This window comes from Streptomyces olivoverticillatus, assembly GCF_014203555.1.
Taxonomy (GTDB): domain Bacteria; phylum Actinomycetota; class Actinomycetes; order Streptomycetales; family Streptomycetaceae; genus Streptomyces; species Streptomyces olivoverticillatus.
The window spans coordinates 495,267-509,123 of record NZ_JACHJH010000003.1 but is presented as its reverse complement, the minus strand read 5'-3'; the positions used below and the strand labels follow the sequence as shown (position 1 = coordinate 509,123).

General features: G+C 72.9%; 13 protein-coding genes and 2 pseudogenes. 9 read left to right on the top strand and 6 right to left on the bottom strand.

All coding sequences use genetic code 11. The annotated features are described in order from the left end of the window. A complete protein-coding gene (locus tag FHS39_RS12970) occupies positions 1–438 on the bottom strand; it encodes a nuclear transport factor 2 family protein (RefSeq protein WP_184349473.1) in 438 nt (145 codons plus the stop codon). Positions 439–540: 102 nt separating this feature from the next. Between FHS39_RS12970 and FHS39_RS12965 the strand changes: the two genes are divergently transcribed. The 5 genes and pseudogenes from FHS39_RS12965 to FHS39_RS25415 form a co-directional block, all read left to right on the top strand. Continuing rightward, a complete protein-coding gene (locus tag FHS39_RS12965) occupies positions 541–1,107 on the top strand; it encodes a TetR/AcrR family transcriptional regulator (protein ID WP_184349472.1) in 567 nt (188 codons plus the stop codon). 92 nt (positions 1,108–1,199) lie between these two features. Beyond that, positions 1,200–2,138 (top strand): serine/threonine dehydratase, encoded by a 939-nt coding sequence (locus FHS39_RS12960; protein WP_343069545.1) that lies wholly within the window; start codon positions 1,200–1,202, stop codon positions 2,136–2,138. Positions 2,139–2,217: 79 nt separating this feature from the next. Beyond that, positions 2,218–2,670, top strand: a complete 453-nt coding sequence (locus FHS39_RS12955) for a hypothetical protein (RefSeq protein ID WP_184349470.1) — start codon at positions 2,218–2,220, stop codon at positions 2,668–2,670. Beyond that, positions 2,658–4,544: a GMC family oxidoreductase gene (locus FHS39_RS12950; protein ID WP_184349469.1), complete on the top strand. Its 1,887-nt coding sequence runs from the start codon at positions 2,658–2,660 to the stop codon at positions 4,542–4,544. The genes FHS39_RS12955 and FHS39_RS12950 overlap by 13 nt, the downstream gene beginning before the upstream one ends. Continuing rightward, positions 4,541–4,993: pseudogene (locus FHS39_RS25415) on the top strand (ferritin-like domain-containing protein); the annotation flags it as partial. The gene FHS39_RS12950 and the pseudogene FHS39_RS25415, both read left to right, overlap by 4 nt. Positions 4,994–5,026: 33 nt before the next feature. On the opposite strand, the pseudogene FHS39_RS12940 reads toward FHS39_RS25415, so the two are convergent. From FHS39_RS12940 to FHS39_RS12920, 5 genes and pseudogenes are all read right to left on the bottom strand, one after another. Beyond that, a pseudogene (locus FHS39_RS12940) lies at positions 5,027–5,485 on the bottom strand (response regulator); the annotation flags it as partial. Positions 5,486–5,529: 44 nt separating this feature from the next. Further along, complete coding sequence (locus tag FHS39_RS12935; RefSeq protein WP_184349468.1) at positions 5,530–7,236, bottom strand: sensor histidine kinase; 1,707 nt, start codon at positions 7,234–7,236, stop codon at positions 5,530–5,532. Between the two features lie 94 nt (positions 7,237–7,330). Next, positions 7,331–7,774 carry an MscL family protein gene (locus FHS39_RS12930; RefSeq protein WP_184349694.1) on the bottom strand — a complete coding sequence of 148 codons (444 nt, stop codon included), beginning with the start codon at positions 7,772–7,774 and terminating at the stop codon, positions 7,331–7,333. Between the two features lie 84 nt (positions 7,775–7,858). Then, the gene (locus FHS39_RS12925) at positions 7,859–8,128 is read right to left on the bottom strand and encodes a DUF1876 domain-containing protein (RefSeq protein ID WP_045932994.1); all 270 of its coding nucleotides are present in this window, start codon (positions 8,126–8,128) and stop codon (positions 7,859–7,861) included. 73 nt (positions 8,129–8,201) lie between these two features. Continuing rightward, on the bottom strand, positions 8,202–8,936 hold the full coding sequence (locus FHS39_RS12920) for a Mut7-C RNAse domain-containing protein (protein ID WP_184349467.1): 735 nt from the start codon (positions 8,934–8,936) through the stop codon (positions 8,202–8,204). Positions 8,937–9,174: 238 nt separating this feature from the next. Here FHS39_RS12920 and FHS39_RS12915 point away from each other — a divergent pair, with 238 nt between their 5' ends. Genes FHS39_RS12915 through FHS39_RS12900 form a run of 4 tightly spaced genes read left to right on the top strand, consistent with a single transcriptional unit; the run spans position 9,175 to position 13,836 of the window. Further along, positions 9,175–9,474 carry an acyl carrier protein gene (locus FHS39_RS12915; protein ID WP_184349466.1) on the top strand — a complete coding sequence of 100 codons (300 nt, stop codon included), beginning with the start codon at positions 9,175–9,177 and terminating at the stop codon, positions 9,472–9,474. After that, complete coding sequence (locus FHS39_RS12910) at positions 9,471–10,694, top strand: beta-ketoacyl-ACP synthase II (RefSeq protein ID WP_184349465.1); 1,224 nt, start codon at positions 9,471–9,473, stop codon at positions 10,692–10,694. Before FHS39_RS12915 ends, FHS39_RS12910 begins: the two co-directional genes overlap by 4 nt. Further along, complete coding sequence (locus tag FHS39_RS12905; RefSeq protein WP_184349464.1) at positions 10,691–12,928, top strand: MMPL family transporter; 2,238 nt, start codon at positions 10,691–10,693, stop codon at positions 12,926–12,928. The genes FHS39_RS12910 and FHS39_RS12905 overlap by 4 nt, the downstream gene beginning before the upstream one ends. A 44-nt stretch (positions 12,929–12,972) precedes the next feature. Then, positions 12,973–13,836, top strand: coding sequence for a hypothetical protein (locus FHS39_RS12900; protein WP_184349463.1), 864 nt, complete (start codon positions 12,973–12,975; stop codon positions 13,834–13,836). The last annotated feature ends 21 nt before the right edge of the window (positions 13,837–13,857 follow it).

Below are 13,857 nucleotides of genomic sequence, written 5' to 3'. Positions count from 1 at the left end.
TCAGGCAAACGGCCCGCACCGAGGGGCAAGGCGCCGCTCGCTCGCCGCGATCGGCACGTCGTTGACGGAGGCGTAGCGCTTGCTCATCAGGCCGTCCGGGGTGAACTCCCAGTTCTCGTTGCCGTAGCTGCGGAACCACCGGCCCTCGGCGTCGTGCCACTCGTACTCGAAGCGCACGGCGATCCGGTCGTCGGTGTACGCCCACAGCTCCTTGCGCAGCCGGTAGTCGAGCTCGCGCCGCCACTTCTCGCGCAGGAACTCGGTGATCGCCTCGCGGCCGCACAGGAACACGTCGCGATTGCGCCACTGGGAGTCCACCGTGTAGGCGAGCGCCACCCGTTCGGGGTCCCTGCTGTTCCAGGCGTCCTCGGCGGCCTGGACCTTGCGCCGGGCCGTCTCGGCGGTGAACGGCGGAAGCGGCGGCTTGCTGTCGGGCATGGCTCTCCCTCGATGTTCTTCCTCGCGCGGAGAACGAGCGTTCTCCACATGATCGGGTAGCGTAGGAGAACGATGGTTCTCGGGCAAGGGGAGGATGACCGCATGGAGACGGCGACACAGGAGGCGCTGGCGGGCCGGGCCCTCGACGCTGCCGAGGAGCTCTTCTACGCCCGCGGCCTGCAGACCGTGGGCATGGATGCGATCCGCAGTGCCTCGGGCATCTCGCTCAAGCGGCTCTACCAGCTCTTCCCCTCCAAGGAAGCGCTGGTGGAGGCGTATTTGCGGCGCCGTGACGAGCGCTGGCGCGCCGCGCTGCGGCAGTACGCCGACGCCCGCCCCCCGGGGCGCGAGCGGATCCTGGCGGTCTTCGACTGGCTCGGCGACTGGTTCGCGGAACCTGGCTTCCGGGGCTGCGCGTTCGTCAACTCCTGCGGCGAGCTGGGTGCCACCGCACCCGGGGTGGCCGCCGCGGCCCGCGCCCACAAGGATGCCTTCCGGGCCTATCTGGCCGCTCTGGTCGCCGAGGCGGGCGCCGCCGCGCCGCTGGCGGACCATCTGGTGCTGCTCGCCGAAGGGGCCATCACCACCGCGGCCCTCTCCGGCGACGCCGAAGCGGCAGTTCAGGCCCGCGAAGCGGCATGTGTGCTGCTCGGGGCCGGCACGCCTTAGGCGTCCGCCCGTTTCCGGCCAGGCGGCGCGACCGGCCCGGGAGAGGGCGCCGTATCGTCGAAGTGACCCCTCCCTGCAAAGGAGCAGACACCGTGCACCACCGCCTCAGCTACGACGACGTCAAGCGCGCCGCCGACCGGGTGTCCGGTCACGTCAGGCCCGTCACCGTCACCCGGGACGACTCCGGTGTCTGGCTGGCCCTGGAGCACATGCAGCACACCGGCTCCTTCAAGGCGCGCGGTGCCCACAACTTCCTCGCCGCCCACCGCGAGGCGGGCACCCTGCCCGAAGCGGGCGTGACCATCGCCTCGGGCGGCAACGCGGGACTGGCATGCGCCTGGGCCGCGCGCCGGCAGGGTGTACGGGCCACCGTCTTCCTGCCCGAGAACGCCCCGCACGTCAAGGTCGCCAAACTCCGCGGCTACGGCGCGGACGTACGGCTGGTCGGCACCGAGTACGCCGCGGCGCTGGCGGCCTGCCGGGACTTCGAGCGGACGACGGGCGCGCTGGCCAGCCACGCCTACGACCATCCGCTGATCGCCGCGGGCGCCGGCACCCTCCTCGACGAGATCCGGCGGCAGATCCCCGGCTTGGACACGGTCGTCGTGGCGGTCGGCGGCGGCGGGCTCTTCGCGGGCGTCGCCACGGCCGCCCGGCACCACGGGGTGCGGACGGTGGCCGTCGAACCGGAGAACTGCCGGGCGCTGCACGCCGCGCTGGAGGCCGGGCGCGTCGTCGACGTGGCGGTGGATTCGGTGGCGGCGGACGCCCTGGGCGCGCGGCGGGTGTCCCGTACGGCGCTTGCCGTGGCGCGGGAGGCGGACGTGCGGTCGGTGCTGGTGCCCGACAGCGCGATCGTCCGCGCGCGGCAGGGGCTGTGGGACGAGCGGCGGCTGGCGGTCGAGCACGCGGCCGCCGCGGCGCTCGCGGCCGTGGAGGCATCGGGGCCGTACGTCCCGTCGGAAGGGGAGACGGTGGCTGTGGTGGTGTGCGGGGCCAACACGGATCCGAGCGATCTGGTGCAGCGGTAGGTCCGGGGAAAACCCCTTCTTCACCCAATGCGGACTCTGCGCTAGAAAGGCAGAAGTCTCACAGTTGGGTGGGTACCGGATGGATCTCCCGAAGTCAGCACAAGCGGAATGTGCAGGATTCGTCGCCATCTCCGGGCAACTGACGGGTTTCGACGAATTCGCCCTGCGCGCCACCGGCATGGTCCGGCTGTACCACGACACCACCATCAGCCAAGTGGGCCGCGCCGCCGTGGCCCGCTTCATCGATGCCATGGATGCCGCCGGAGGCGATCCGGACGCGCTCGCCGACGAGACCGCACGGGACATCGCCCGGGCCGTCACCCACCTGTGGTACCTGGGCGTCTGGCCGCAACTGGCCCGCTCCACCCACCGGGAGCTGGGCCGGGAGACGGCCAACGCCGCCTTCGTGGTCTCGCCCGAGGCGTACACCGAGGGGCTGGTCTGGCGGACCTTCGGCGGGCATCCGCCGGGGGCGAAGGCGCCCGGGTTCGGCACATGGGCGGACCCGCCCGCCGAGGGATGCCCCGCGTGAACGCGGCGCAGCGCCACGACGTGATCGTGGTGGGCGCCGGAATGGCAGGCTCGCTGGTAGCCGGTCAGCTCGCCGAACAGGGCTGGCGCGTCCTCGTCCTCGAAGCCGGCACCCGGACCCTGGACACCTGGCCCGGCCACCTCGACGCCCTCGACACCTATTACGCGGCCCCCGCGAAGGTCCCCAACGCGCCCTACCGCCCCAACGCCGCCGCACCCTCCCCGAGCGTCCTCGACCTCGAAGGCCTGCCCGCGGGCGGCTACCGGGCGAATGGCTACTTCGTCCAGAACGGCGCCCTGCCCTACGCCAGCGACTACCTGCGCGCGGCCGGCGGCACCGCCCTGCACTGGATGGGCCTGGCGCTGCGCATGCACCCGGACGACTTCGCCGTCCGCAGCACCTACGGCTACGGCCGCGACTGGCCCCTCGACTACGGCGACCTGGAGCCGTACTACCGCGCGGCCGAGCAGGCGCTGGGCGTCGCGGGCGACGCCGCCGAACAGCACGACGCCATCGGCCTGCCGTTCCCCGACGGCTACGCCTACCCCATGAAGGAGATACCCCGCAGCCACCTCGACCGGATGCTGGCCGCACGGCTCGACGGGGCCACGGTGGCCGACGCGGGCACGGACACCGTCCTGCGCGTGGTCACCACCCCGCACGCCCGCAACAGCACCCCCGACCCCCGCCACGACGGCGGGCGCGGCTACCGCCCCGCGGGCGCGGTCGGACTGCCCGACTACGGCGAACGCTGCGTCGGCAACGCCTCCTGCGTCCCGGTCTGCCCGGTCCAGGCGAAGTACAACCCCCTCAAAACGCAGGTCACTTGGAACCATCGCGTCACCCTCGTCACCCGCGCCGTGGCCGGCCGCGTCCTCGTCGGCGACGACGGCCGCGTCCTGGGCGTCGAGTACCGGCAGTACGAGGACCCCTCCGCCCCCGCCCACGTCACCCGCACCGCCGAGGCGGACCTCGTCGTGCTGGCCGCCCACTCCATCGAGAACGCCAGGCTCCTGCTGGCCTCCGGCCTCGCCAACCGCAGCGGACAGGTGGGGCGCAACCTCCTCGACCACCCCACGCTGCTCACCTGGGGGCTGCTGGACGGCCCGACGGGCCCCTTCCGCGGCCCCGGCTCCACCTCCGGCCTGGAAAGCTTCCGCACCGGAGCGGCCCGGCGGCAGCGCGCACCCTTCCGGATCGAGATCGGCAACTGGGGCTGGGGCTGGCCCGCGGGCTCCCCGGACAGCGACGTGGCCCGGCTGCTCGGCATCACCGGCGACCCCGGACAGCCGCGCGGCAAGGGCCTGTTCGGAGCCCGGCTGCGCGAGACGCTCGGCCACCGCGTCGGCCGCCAGTTCACCCTGCAGTTCGCCATGGAACAGGACGCCGAGCCCCGCAACCGGGTGACCGTCGACCCCGCCCACCGAGACCTGCTGGGCAACTTGCGGCCCGTCCTCACCTACGACCTCTCCGACCACGTCAAACGCGGCATCGCCGCCGCCAAGGCCGTCTCCGACCGGGTCTTCGCCCTCCTCGGCGCCGAGGACCACACCTCCTACGCCCCCGGCCCCTTTGCGCCCGGCTGGTTCCGCTTCGGCGACCGCGACTACGTCTTCCAGGGTGCCGGGCACGGCGCGGGCACCCACGTCATGGGCGACTCGCCCGCCACCTCCGTGGTCGACCCGTGGCAGCGCTGCTGGGACCACGCGAACCTCTACGCCGTCGGCTGCGGCAGCATGCCCTCGATGGGCACCTCCAACCCGTCACTGACGATGGCCGCCCTCGCCCTGCGCAGCTGCGAGCAGATCCACCGCGACCTGACCGGCCTGCACCGCCCGGCGGCCCTCCGCACGCGACCGAAGGGACGGCCATGACCGGCACCCCCGGCATCACGGGAGGGCTTCACCGCGTCGCGGAGCCGCCGTTCCACGTGCCGCGCGACCGCACGGAGCTCCACGTCTTCCTCCAGGCCGCACTGACCCTTGAGCACCTCACCATCCCGCCCTACCTCACGGGCATGTACTCGCTGCGCCCCGGCGCCAACCGGCCCGCCTTCTACGCCATCCGCGCCGTCGTGCTCGAAGAGATGCTGCACATGACACTCGTCGCCAACCTCCTCAACGCGGTCGACGGCACGCCCCTGGTGGCCCACTCCTCGTTCGTCACCGGCTACCCCGCCCGGCTGCCCTACAGTCGCGACGAAGTGCCCGTCGCCCTCCGGCACTTCGGGACCGAAGCGCTGGACACCTTCCTCACCATCGAGCGGCCGGAGTACGTGGCCGAGCCGCCCGGACACCCGGCGACCCCCGCCGACGAGGGCTGGACCTCCATCGGGCAGTTCTACAACACCATTCGCGAGGGCGTGCTGCGCCTCCTCGCCGCGGGCGGCGGGCGGGCCGGCCGCCAGGGAGTCGACCACGTGCCGGGTGGCCGCGGGCGAGAGGTAGGCGTCGCCCGCCGCGGCCGCCCGGACGGCACCGATGAGCTCCGCCGGCGCCGAGTCCTTGAGCAGGAAGCCCGCGCCGCCCTGGCGCAGCGCCCGCAGGACGTTGTCGCGCTCGCCGAAGGTGGTCAGGATCAGGGCGCGGACGCCGGGTGCGGTGCGGCCCAGTTCGGCGAGGGCGGCCAGCCCGTCCATCACGGGCATCTGGATGTCGAGCAGGGCGACGTCCGCCCGGTGCCGCCGCGCCAGCTCCACGGCCTCGCGTCCGTTCGCCGCCTCGGCGACGACCTCGATATCCTCGGCCGAGGTGAGGATCATCCTGATGCCCGCCCGGATGAGGGGCTCGTCGTCGGCGACGATGACGCGGATCACCTGGTCTCCTGCTCACTGTTGCTCGGAATTGGTTGAGTCCTTGATCAGTTCTTGACGTCGAACTCGCGCTTTTCGACCAGTTTCCCGTCCTTGAAGCAGAAGCGGTCAACGGTGTCGGTATTCACGTCGGTGGAACCGCCCTTGGACAGCAGGGTGAGACAGGTGGCACCGGCCGGTGCGGCCGGGCCCTTGCCCTGGAGGTCGGAGACGAGGACGGACTTGCCCGAGGGCAGCTTCTCGCGCACCTGATCCTCGGGGTCGCCGACCTTCACCGACGCGTAGACACTGGGGTCCACCATCGCCTTGTCGGTCTCGTCGATGGCCTTGCTCACTCCGAAGAAGGCCGCCACGGCCAGGGCCACCAGGATCAGCAGGGCGATGCCGCAGCCGAGCAGGCAGCCGTTGCTCTTCTTCGTGCTCATGATGTCCTTGAACTCCTCGCGCGGATCCAGCAGGTCGATGACCGCTCCACCCTCGCCGGGCCCAGCCGCCCAGGACTGCTGCCGAAAGTCGCCCCCGCCGTCGACCAAGGTCGTCTCCCGGGCCTCGCGGGCTTCCCGGGCCTCCGCGGAGTCGTAGGGCAGCACGGCCGCGAGGCGGAATCCGCCGTCTTCCACCGCCCCGGCGAACACCATGCCGCCGACCAGCCGGGCCCGCTCCCGCAGGCCGGTCAGCCCCTGCCCGCCACTGACGGCGCCGGCCGTCGCCCGGCCGCCCGCACCCTCGGGCGCCGGCCCGTTCGCCACCTCCACCACCAGGGAGTCCGGCTCGTAGCGCAGGCTGACGGTGATCGAGGCACTCGGGGCGTGCTTGGCCGCGTTGGTCAGGCCCTCCTGCACCACGCGGTAGGCGGCGTGATCGGCCGCGGGCGCCAGCGGGCGGGCCTCTCCCGTCCGCTCCAGCCCCACCCGCATTCCGGCGGCCGCGGCCGCGTCGACGAGCCCCTGGATGCCGGCCACCACCCTGGAGGCGGGCTGCCCCTCGTCGTGCGTGCCGTCCTTGAGGATCCCGACGACCTCGCGCAGCTCCTGCATCGCGGCCACCGACGCCTCGCGCAGCACGCCGACCGCCTCGCGCTGCCGCCCGGTCAGCTCGCGGTCCACCTCCAGCGCGCCGGTCTGCACCGCGATCAGGGCCAGCTGGTGACCGAGGCTGTCGTGCATGTCCTGGGCGATGCGCTGCCGCTCGCGCATCCGCGCCTGCCCGGCGATCATCTGCCGCTCGCGCAGCAACTGCGCATTGCGCTCGCGCAGGGTGTCGAGCAGGGTGCGGCGCTGCGTCCAGTAGCGATTGGCGAGCCCCGGTACGACGGCGAACACCAGGAAGAAGAGGGTGTGCATCACCGCCAGCCACACCCACCCCGGGTGCGCGATCCAGACGACGAGCGCGGCGTAGAGCGCGAAGGAGGCGCTGAAGGCCAGCAGGGCGCGCAGCACGCCGGTGATCCGCGCCCCGGCGGACCAGGCCACCACGGGCAGCAGCAGCCCGCCGCCCTCGGTGCCGCCGCACAGCAGCCCCGCGGCGACGAGCGCCGTGGCGGGCAGGGCGCGGCGCACCACCGACAGGACGGCGACGGCGACCGCGACCGCGACGGCCCGCACCCAGCCGTGCCCGGTCACGTACTCCCCCCAGGCGGCGAGTACGGCGAGGACGAAGGCCAGCAGGCACTCTCCGGCCGCCCGGCGCCGGGACCACTGCCCCGGCTCGGTCAGCCGTCGCCACAGGTCACGGGCCCAGGATGTCGCGTTCATGCCCGCACCTTAGGCACGGCCGCGCACCCGGGACGTTCACCGAAGGTCGTGCCTGGGGGTCACGAAAGTCGTTCCCGCCGGTCGGCGGAGCCCCTCAAGGGGTGCGGGTGCCCGCGGCGGGCGGCTGTTCGGAGGCGCAGTGCCTGCACGTGACGGCGGCGGCCGGCAGGTCGTCGGAGAGGCAGGCGGGACAGACCTTGAGGGGCTGGGGGTCGCCGAACACGGTGATGCCGCGGCGCGCCTGGACGTGCTTGTACGGCACGACGATGAAGAAATAGACGACGGCCATGAAAATCAGGAAGTAAATGACCGCCGAAATGAACGCACCCAGGTCGAGATACGTGGCCTTGTTGCCCTTGTGACCGAGCTGCCAGCCCAGTCCCAGCGCGCGCCCGCCCTGCATGCTGGCGATGATCGGACTGATCACGGAGTCGGTGAACGCCTTGATCAGGGTCGAGAATGCCAGGGCGATGATCAGGCCGACGGCCACGGTGACGACGTCACCGCGCATCACGAAACTCTTGAATCCCTTGAACACGACCGCGTCTCCCGGCACCGAGGAAAAGGACGGGCAAAAACTACCGCCCTCGGACCCTCGGTACACGGCACGCCACGAGGTGCTTCACATGGCCGGGTGGGCCTTCACGTGCGTGACCTCCTCGATGTCGCGCCCCGCTTTGTCGAGCAGCTCGCGGGAGAGCTCATTCAGGGCGCGGGCGGCGGCGACCTCTTCGCCGACCCGCAGCTGTTCGGGGTCGTCGGGATGCCGGGTGGCGTGCGCACGGGCCCGCATTTCGGTGCCGTCCGGGAGCCGCAGCATGGCCGCCGCCCGCGTTCTTTTCTCGACCTCTTCGAATTCGACCTCGACGTGCCATCCAACGATTGTCTGCATGCCGTCCACCTCCTGCTGTACCTCTCCAGCGTGCCTCAGACCGCTGAAATGCGCAGCTGAAAGGTGCGCCCCGCTATGCGGCCGCCGCGCCGAATTCGCGCACCGCGTCGTCGACGATCGTCTGCAGCTGCGAGTGGTGCGCGCCGCGCCAGTACACCCGCCCGCAGAGCATGCACTGGGCGAAGACGTCGTACGTCCGCTGCGTGCCATGTTCCAGGTGCTCCCGCACCGCGTCCTTGTCGGCGTCCTGCAGCGGACCGTTGCAGGCCGTGCACCGCGTCCACGGCTCCAGTTGCGGGGTGAAGCGGCCCAGGACGTCGCGCAGCTGCTCGTCGGGCCGGTCGCTGTAGACGTAGGCGCCGGCCCAGATCTCCCGGCGCCGCAGCAGTCCGCGGTCGCGCGAGAGCAGCACCCGCCGCTCCGCCGCGGAGAGCGCGGCCAGCGCCGGGTCGCCGATGTCGTCGCTCTCGTACGCGGCGTCGACGCCCAGCAGCCGCAGCCGCCGCGCGAGCGTGCCCAGGTGCACGTCGAGCAGGAACCGCAGCGGGGCCCCGGGCACCGCCTGCGGCCGGGCGACCGCCCGTACCTCCACGGTCTCGCCCGGGAGCGGCACGTGCGCCGGCGGCACCTCGCGCCCGTCGACCAGCAGCCCGCCGGTCTCGGTCAGCGGGACGCCGAGCGACTCCACGACGTGCCCGAGGCTCGACGAGCCGTCGGTGACGAGCGTCGTCGGGCCGCCACGCCGCTCGGGGGCGACGAAGAGGTGCAGTTCGGGGGCGAAACTGAGGCGGATTTCAGGTCGGTTCACGCTGTCAGCATGCCATCACGGCACCGGCGCCCGGCCATCGGTGCGCCCGCTGCGGCACAGGCGGGGCCATGGCATCGGACGGGTGACCCGGCCGCTCGCGGCGCGCGTGTCGCCGGACCTGGCGGCACCCGCCGGGGGAGGCTGCTCGGACGTGACAACCGGAAAAGAGTGCTATGGCACTAGACACGAGATATGCCTGGCGCTCGGCGACCGGCCCCCCGATCGAGGAGAACGATCGATGGAACCCGTCTACGACCTGATGGCTCATCTGCTCACCGAGCACTTCGGCGTCCCCGCCGAGGAGATCACGCCGGACTCGACCTTCGAGCAGCTCGACATCGACTCGCTCGCCCGGGTCGAGATGATCACTCTCCTCGAGGACCACCTGCAGGTGACGCTACGTCAGGAGCCCGAAGGGACGACGCTGGGCGAAGCCGCCGCGTATCTCGAACGACTGGTGGCCGAGTCCGGAGCCGGCCCGGAAGCCGTGGCCGCCGACCGGGCCGAACCCACGGCACTGGCCGGGCCCGCCAGGTGAGCGAACGGGAGGCCGCGGTCACCGGGATCGGCATGGTGACCCCGGCCGGCATCGGCCGGGAGGCGACCTGGGAAGGGCTGTGCGCCGGCTTCGGACTGGCGCGGGGCGATGCCGATCTCGCCGGGCTGCCCGTCGACTTCTCCTGCCAGGTACCCGGCTTCGACGGCCCGGCGCTGCTGGGCAAGCGGCTCACCTGGCGCAACGACCGGTTCATCCAGCTGGCGCTGGTCGCCGCCCGGGAGGCCGTCGAGGACGCCGGGCTGGACACCGCCGCCTGGGACGGCACCCGGGTCGCGGTCGTCATCGGCTCCGGGAGCATCGGCGGGGACCAGTGGCCCAAGGAGTACCGGAACCTGGCCGAAGGGCGGGTGGGAGCCATCTCGCCCACCGCCCTGGTGCGTTCGCTGCCGAACATGGCCGCCGGCGAGGTCTCCACCGACCTGCGGGCGCTCGGACCCTGTCTGACGGCCTCCACCGCGTGCGCGTCCGGGGCCACGGCGATCGGCCTCGCGCGCGACCTGCTGCGCACCGGCGTCTGTGACATCGCGGTCGCCGGGGGAACCGACTGCGCGCGCCTGCCCATGGCGTCCGCCACCTTCGACCGGATGCAGGCGCTCTCCCAGCGCCGCCACGACCCGGCAGGCGCCTCCCGCCCCTTCGACGCCGACCGCGACGGATTCGTGCTCGGCGAGGCCGCGGCCGTCCTGATCCTCGAACGCCCGCAGCACGCCCGGGCCCGCGGCGCCCGCGTCCGCGGCCACCTCTGCGGCTACGGCGCCTCCAGCGACGGCTACCACCCCACCCGGCCCGACCCCGAAGGCGCGGGCGCGCGCCGCGCCCTGCTCGCGGCGCTCGCCGACGCCCGCGCCGACCGCTGCGAGGTGCACCACGTCAACGCGCACGGCACCTCGACGCCCCTCAACGACCGCGTGGAGGCACTGATGCTCGGCAACGTCTTCCGCACCCCTCCCCCGGTCACCTCCCTCAAGGGCGCGATCGGCCACTCGCTGGGCGCAGCCGGCGCCGTCGACGCCGCGACGACCGTCCTGTCGCTGGAGAGGCAGCTCATCCCGCCCACCGCCAACCTCGACCGGCTCGACGAGGCCATCGATCTCGACGTCGTGACCAAGAAACCGAGGAGCCACCGCATGGAAGGCGCACTCAGCAACGCGTTCGGCTTCGGCGGACAGAACGCCGTCCTCTTCTTCCGAACAGCGTGACGTCGCCGCAGGACGCCCGGACCGCCCTGGCCGCCGCATCGGCCGCCGCCAGGGCCGCCCGCCGTGCCGACGTCCGCACCTTCGCACGCCGCCGCGCCTGGCTCGTGCTGGCCCTGGCCGGAGTACTGACCGCACTGCTGGCGGTGGCCGGCTCCGGCACGGCCGGACGGCTGGCCAGTGGCGGCTACACCGCCACCGGCACCGAATCGGCCCGCGCCGGCGACCTGTTGGCCGACCGCTTCGGCGCCGGCAACCCCGACCTGGTCCTGCTCGTCCGCGCCCCCGGCGGCGTCGACACGGCGCAGGCGCGGGCCGAGGGTGTACGGCTGACCCGGGAGCTGCTGGGCTCCTCCGGGGTGGCGAGCGTGCACTCGTACTGGACGGACGGGGCGCAGGATCCGGCGTTGCGCGCCAAGGACGGCCGGGCCGCGCTCGTCGCCGTGGACCTCACGGGCGCCGACCGGGACGCGGCGCGGACCGCCGCCGCCCTCGTGCCGCCGCTCACCGGCGACCACGGCGTGCTGGACGTCTCCGCGACCGGCCCCGCATGGGTCAGCGTGGAGGCCAATCACGTCAGCCATCGCGATCTGATCCGGGCCGAGCTCGTCGCGGCGCCCGTCACGCTGCTGATCCTGGTGATCGCGCTGCGCTCGCTGGTGGCCGCGCTCGTCCCGCTGGTGATCGGCGGGGTCTCCGTGGTCGGCACCTTCGCGCTGCTGCGGCTGCTGACCTGCCTCATGCCCGTGTCGGTCTTCGCCACGAACCTCACCAGCGCCCTGGGCTTCGGGCTCGCGGTGGACTACGGGCTGTTCCTGGTGACCCGCTACCGGGAGGAGCTGGCCCGCGGCGGCTTCGTCGGGCCCGCCGTCCGGCGCACCGCGCGCCGGGCGGGCCGCACGGTGGCCGTGTCCGCCTGCGCGGTGGCGCTGTCGATGTCGGCGCTGCTGGTGCTGCCGCTGCCCTTCCTGCGCTCCATGGCCTGCGCCGGGATCGCCGTCGCGCTGCTGGCGGCGGCCGCGGCAACACTCCTGGTGCCGCCGGTGCTCACGCTCCTCGGCGACCGCATCGACCGCTGGGACCCGCTGTCCCTGCTCCCCCGGTGGCGCGCTGCGGGTCCGCCGCGCGCTGACAGCCCCGCCTGGCACACCGTGGCCCGCGTCGTCATGCGGCGGCCTCTGTACTACGGCGGCGGGTGCGCGCTCGTGCTGGTGATGTTCGCAACGCCCTTCGCCCACGCCCACTTCGGGCTGTGCGACGAGCGCGTGCTGCCCGCGCGGACCGAGGCGCACCGCACGGCACAGGCCATCCGCGACGAGTTCGCCACCAGCACCGAGCGGATCCTGACCGTCGTGCTGCCGGACGCGGACCCGGCGCGGGACGCGGCGGCGCTGCGCTCGTACCGGCAGGGCGTCGAGGGGCTGACGTCGGTGGGGCGGACGGCCTGGATGCGCAGCCCCGCGGGCTCGTCGTTCGCACGCGGGGCTGTGCTGTCGGTGGCCGGTTCGGAGGACCCGCAGTCGGAGGCGGGGCAGCAGTTGGTGCACCGGCTGCGGTCGCTGCCGGGGCCGGGCGGCTCCCAGCTGGTCACGGGGCGGGCGGCGGCGCTGGCTGACACCCGGGAGGCGGTGCGCGAGCGGCTGCCGCTGGCCGCGTTCATCGCCGCCGCCACGACCTGGGCGCTCCTCCTGCTGCTGACGGGCAGCGTGCTGCTGCCGGTGAAGGCGCTGGTCGTCGGGGCGCTGAGCCTCGGGGCGAGCTTCGGGGCGATGGTGTGCGTCTTCCAGGACGGGCATCTGCGGGAGGCGCTCGGGGCGTTCACGGTCACCGGGACGCTGGAGATGAGCATGCCGCTGCTCATGTTCGCCATCGCCTTCGGCCTGGCGATCGACTACGAGATCTTCCTGCTGTCGCGGGTCAAGGAGCACTACGCGCTCACCGGCGACAACCGGCGGGCGGTGGTCGAGGGCGTCGCGCGCACCGGGCGGCTGGTGACGACGGGGGCGCTGGCGGTGGCGGTGGTCACCGGGGCGCTGGTCACGTCGGGGGTGAGCATGCTGAAGCTGCTCGGGGCGGGCCTGGCGACGGCGGTGCTGGTCGACGCGGTGCTGGTGCGCGGCGTGCTCGTACCGGCATGTCTGGTGCTGGCCGGGCGGCTGAACTGGTGGGCTCCGCAGTGGCTGGCGCGCGGTCACGCCCGCATCAGCAGGCGCCTCGGCCTGGACGAAGGGCACTGAGCGCCCGGACGCCCCTCCCCCCTTTGAAAGGACGGAACTCCCCCATGCTCCTCACCCAGCTCGCCCTGGTCTCGGAGACGACGCGGATCGACTCCTCCCAGCTCAGCCGGGTCGCCGCGGCCCTGCAGAAGCAGGCCACCCGGGACTTCACCCCGCTGTGGGGGGTCCCCGCCACCGTCGACGCCTTCGACAAGCTGGAGGACGTCCCGGTCGGCTACTGGCCCGTCATCGTCAAGGACGACATCGGCACGCCGGGGGCGGCGGGCGTCCACATGGACAAGAACGGGCAGCCGTTCTCGCTCGTCAAGTACAGCGACAGCTGGTCGCTGACCGCCAGTCACGAAATGCTGGAGATGCTCGGGGACCCCTGGGGAAACCGGCTGGTGTCGGGGCAGTCGCCCAAGCCGGACCAAGGGGTGGTGGAGTTCCTGGTGGAGATCGCCGACCCGCCGGAGGACGCCAAGTACGGGTACATGATCAACGGGCTGCTGGTGTCGGACTTCATCACGCCGCACTTCTACGACCCGGTGTCCGCGCCGAGCGTCCGCTACAGCTTCGGCGGGAACCTCGACGGCCCCCGCAGGATCCTGCCCGGCGGCTACCTCAGCTGGCGGGATCCGGTCACGGACCACTGGTGGCAGCAGATCTGGTTCGGCACCGACCAGCCGCAGTTCCGGGACCTCGGCCAGCTGGCCAAGCGCACGGGCAGCCTGCGGTCGGCGATCGACGCCCACACCAAGACCAACGAGCGGATCGCCTCCGACGGCCCGCAGTCGCAGCGCTTCTCGGACGCCAAGGCCCTGACGGCCCGGGTCAAGGAGTCCACCGCCTCCCGCGCCGACGGCTGGCGGACCCGGATCGACGCGGTGCTGTCCGGAGACATCGGCGAGGGCACCTGGGAGAGCTGAGGCGCGGGACAATGGCCGTGG